The organism is Archangium sp., from assembly GCF_036389735.1.
In the GTDB taxonomy this organism is placed as follows: Bacteria; Myxococcota; Myxococcia; order Myxococcales; family Myxococcaceae; genus Archangium.
Genome location: NZ_DASVWK010000817.1, coordinates 1 through 3,868 on the forward strand (window position 1 = coordinate 1; position 3,868 = coordinate 3,868).

Consider the following 3,868-nt stretch of genomic DNA (forward strand, 5'->3'; position numbering starts at 1 on the left):
CGCGCCTCATCTACGCCTCCGCCGTCGTCCACTTCGTCACCGGTCAGTCGGGGCAGGGCATCTCCGGTATGGGGCTGCGCTTCCTCAACGTGGACCCGGCCACCCTCGCCTTCCTCGACTCCGCGGTGGCCAATCTGCCGCACGGACAGTCGCTCGTTCCGCCGCTTCCAGCGGGCGTGGGACCCGCGGATGAGACGGTCCCCCCGCCGGGGACGGTTCCCACGGCCCGGCCTTCTCCCGCGCTCACGCCAACGGGCGCTCAAGCCGTTCCGGTGGTCTCGACGTCCACCCCGCCGGTGCCGAGCGCCCCACCCTTCGAGGCCCCCACCGAGGAGCCCAAGCGGACCGGCCCCATCATCGGCATCGATCTGGGCACCACCAACTCCTGCGCCGCCTATGTGCGCGGCGGCAAGCCCGGCGTCCTCCCGAGCCGCGAGGGGCACAACACCGTCCCCTCCATCCTCGCCCTCAACTCCCGCGGCAAGCTCGTGGTGGGCCACCCCGCCAAGGGGCAGATGCTCACCAACCCCCGGCAGACGGTCTACGGCGCCAAGCGGCTCGTCGGCCGCCCCTACGAGTCCCCCATCGTCTCGCAGATCAAGGATCGCTTCGCCTACGAGATCGCCCCCGGCGAGCACGGCGAGGCGGCGGTGAAGCTCGGAGATCGCATCTACACGCTCCAGCAGATCTCCGCGCTCATCCTCCGCGAGGTGAAGGAGGTGGCCCAGAACCAGCTCGGCCAGCCCGTCTCGCGCGCGGTCATCACCGTCCCCGCCTACTACAACGACAACCAGCGCCAGGCCGTGCGCGAGGCCGGTCGGCTCGCCGGGCTCCACGTCGAGCGCATCCTCAACGAGCCCACCGCCGCCGCGCTCGCCTACGGCTACGGCCGCAAGCTCAACCAGCGCGTGCTCGTCTATGACCTCGGCGGCGGCACCTTTGATGCCTCCGTGCTCGAGCTCAACGACACCGTCTACGAGGTCGTCTCCACCGGGGGCGATACCTTCCTGGGCGGCATCGACTTCGACAACGCCATCGTCGCGTACCTCCTGGAGGAGTTCCAGAAGCAGACGGGAATCACCTTCCACGGGGACCGGGTCGCCATGCAGCGCCTCCAGGACGCCGCCGAGCGCGCCAAGTGTGCCCTCTCGGAGCGCTCCGAGATGCGCGTCCACGTCGCCTTCATCACCATGATCGACGGCAAGCCGTTCGATCTCGACGTCAGCCTCACCCGCGAGAAGCTCGTCCAGCTCACCGGGGAGCTCGTGGATCGCTCGCTCCAGGTCTGCGCCGATGTGCTCGATGCCAAGGGGCTCACCCCCAAGGACATCAATGAGATCATCCTCGTGGGCGGACAGAGCCGCTTCCCGCTCGTGCAGGAGAAGATCTCCTGGTTCTTCGGCAAGACACCCACCAAGAACGTCCACCCGGACGAGGCCGTGGCGCTCGGTGCCGCCCTGCTGGCGCACAGCCTGGGACAGATGGAGGGCGTGGTGCTCATCGACGTGCTGCCCATGGCCATCGGCGTGGGCCTGCCCGGCGGGCGCTTCAAGCCCGTGCTCGAGCGCAACCTGCCCCTGCCCGCCACCAAGACCTACCAGCTCTCCACCAGCCGGGATGATCAGCAGGAGATCGAGCTGATCATCCTCCAGGGAGAGGCGGAGCGGGCGGTGGAGAACGAGTACCTGGGCACGCTCAAGCTCCCCGGGTTGCCCCCGGGGCCTCGCGGCTCGGTGAAGGTCACCGTCACCTTCGAGGTCACCGGCGAGTGCATCCTCAAGGTGACCGCGCGCGAGCAGACCAGCGGCGCCGAGGTGATGAGCATCTTCGGCACTCGCGACACGCCCGAGCAGGTGAAGGAGAAGATGGGGCTGCACCAGCCGCATCCGGAGCCGCCGGCACGGCGTCCGTCCCTCTCTGGAATGCCGGCGGTGTCGGGCGCCGCACGGCCCACGGCGGCCGCGCCCGTACAGCTTCCCGTCGCCCTCGCCGCTACCGCCAGCGAGGTCGCCCCGGGTGGGCTCGTGGGGTGGTTGAAGCGGATGCTCGGACGCACCTGAGGGGTGCGTCTCAGTCGCGAATCAGGCGATCCGTACCAGCGGGCTTCTCCGCCAGCTCGAAGACCGGAGCCGCGGCGGGCTGGGCCTCGGGGGCAACGCCCGTCAGCAGGTGCGCCGACACCGGCGCGGCCTTCACCGCCGCCTGGAGTGCCGCGCCCCGCAGGGCCGCCAGCCGCTTGCGCCACACGAAGAAGGCCAGGCCTCCCACCGCGAGCACCGCCAACACCACCAGCTGGCCCTCCTTCATGCGATCAATCGCGTAGTCCAGCTTGTCGCCGAAGGCGAAACCGAGCCACACGAAGAACGGCGCGGACAGGAGCGCCGCCAGACCGTCCCAGAAGATGAAGCGCCAGTAGGACATGCCCGCCGAGCCGGCCGTGAAGTACGTCACCGCGCGCACCCCGGGCAGGAAGCGGGCGATCATCACGATCTTCTGCCCGTGCAGGGCGAACATCCCCTCCACCCGGGCCCGCTTCTCGGGCGTGACCACCTTGGCGAAGAAGCCTTGCGGCGCACGGCCCACCTGCGTGCCCAGCCGGCGGCCCGCATAGAAGATGAGGCTGTCGCCTACCAGGATGCCTCCGAAGCCCACCAGCATCATCATCGGCAGGCTCGCCGCTCCCTTGTGGGCCAGAAACCCACCCAGGATGAGGGAGATGTCCTCCGGCAGGGGCACGCCGAGCCCACAGGCCACCAGCACACCGAACACGGTGGCGTAGGCGAGGAAGCCGTGGGTACTGCCCAGCAGGTTGGTGAGGAATTCTTGCACGCTTGTCTCTCGGTCTCGTTCAGTTCCGTGGAGGCAACCAGGCGGGCGTCACCCGTACCGGGGTCTCCAGCGCCCACGCATCAACCGGGCACGCGTCCTCAAAACTCCATGCCCTGGGCCGCGGGCTCCATTTTCCCACGGCTGGCTGCCTCATCATCATCATCGTCCCCGTCCGCCGCTCGGAATACGAGCGTCCCAGCAAGCCCTACACTCCGGACTTCAGTGCGAGCAGGCAGGCAGGGGTAGGCACAGGTGCGAGGAGCATTCCCAGGCCTCGGCGGGCGGGAAAGCTAGCAGAAGCCCGAGGGGATCGGCCTCAAGTCTTTCCCACGAGCGACTTCATGGCGTCGCGGTTGTCGCGGACCTTCTGGCTGAAGTGAGTGACGATGCCCATCAACAGCTTCATGCAGGCCTGGGGCTTGGCGGCGGTGAGCTTCTGGAAGTCCGCGTGGCGGATCTCCACGGCCGTTACGTCCGTCATGGCGGTGGCGGTGCACAGCCGATCGCTCTTCTGGAGGAGTGCCAGCTCGCCCATGGACTCCCCCGCGCCCACCTCCCCGAGCGACACGTCCTCGCCCGCGGTATTGCGCGCGCTCAGACGCACCGTGCCATCTCCGATGATGAAGAGCGACTCGCCAGGACGGTTCTCCACGAAGAGCGTCGAGCCCTTGGGGAACGCTCGAGGCACACCAATCGCGGCGAAAATCTGGATGCCGACGTCGGTGAAGTCCTTGAAGAGCGGGCACGCCTTGAGTGCGGCAGTGACCTCCATGAGGTGCTCCTAACACGCACGCCCGCTGCCGTCACGTTAACGGCTGGCGCGGTGGTCGGCGGCCGTGCGGACGTAGTGCCTGGCGGACTCGAGGAGGAAGGTGCGCTCCTCGTCGGTGATGGCCCGCTTCACCTTGCCGGGCGAGCCCACCACCAGCGAGCCCGGAGGCACCTTCGTCCCCGGCGTCAGCAGCGTCCCGGCGCCGATGATGCAGTCGTCGCCGATCTCCACGTCGTCCATGACGATGGCGCCCATGCCCACCAGCAC

Annotated in this window: 4 protein-coding genes; 1 reads left to right on the top strand and 3 read right to left on the bottom strand. The window is 68.6% G+C overall.

The window, feature by feature from the left end; all coding sequences use genetic code 11:
- On the top strand, nt 1-2,060 hold a 2,060-nt coding region (locus VF794_RS29035; protein ID WP_331115986.1), incomplete at its 5' end, for an Hsp70 family protein.
- 10 nt (nt 2,061-2,070) lie between these two features.
- Here the strand turns inward: VF794_RS29035 and VF794_RS29040 are convergent.
- The 3 genes from VF794_RS29040 to VF794_RS29050 form a co-directional block, all read right to left on the bottom strand.
- Nucleotides 2,071-2,829: a DedA family protein gene (locus tag VF794_RS29040; protein WP_331115988.1), complete on the bottom strand. Its 759-nt coding sequence runs from the start codon at nt 2,827-2,829 to the stop codon at nt 2,071-2,073.
- Between the two features lie 316 nt (nt 2,830-3,145).
- The gene (locus VF794_RS29045; protein WP_331115990.1) at nt 3,146-3,601 is read right to left on the bottom strand and encodes a cyclic nucleotide-binding domain-containing protein; all 456 of its coding nucleotides are present in this window, start codon (nt 3,599-3,601) and stop codon (nt 3,146-3,148) included.
- A gap of 36 nt (nt 3,602-3,637) precedes the next feature.
- A partial coding sequence (locus tag VF794_RS29050; protein ID WP_414640971.1) for a gamma carbonic anhydrase family protein occupies nt 3,638-3,868 on the bottom strand: 231 nt, incomplete at its 5' end.

What these genes read in the sequence shown, in the direction of transcription:
- VF794_RS29045 (WP_331115990.1), bottom strand. Translation starts at nt 3,601, where the DNA reads ATGGAGGTCACTGCCGCACTCAAGGCGTGCCCGCTCTTCAAGGACTTC.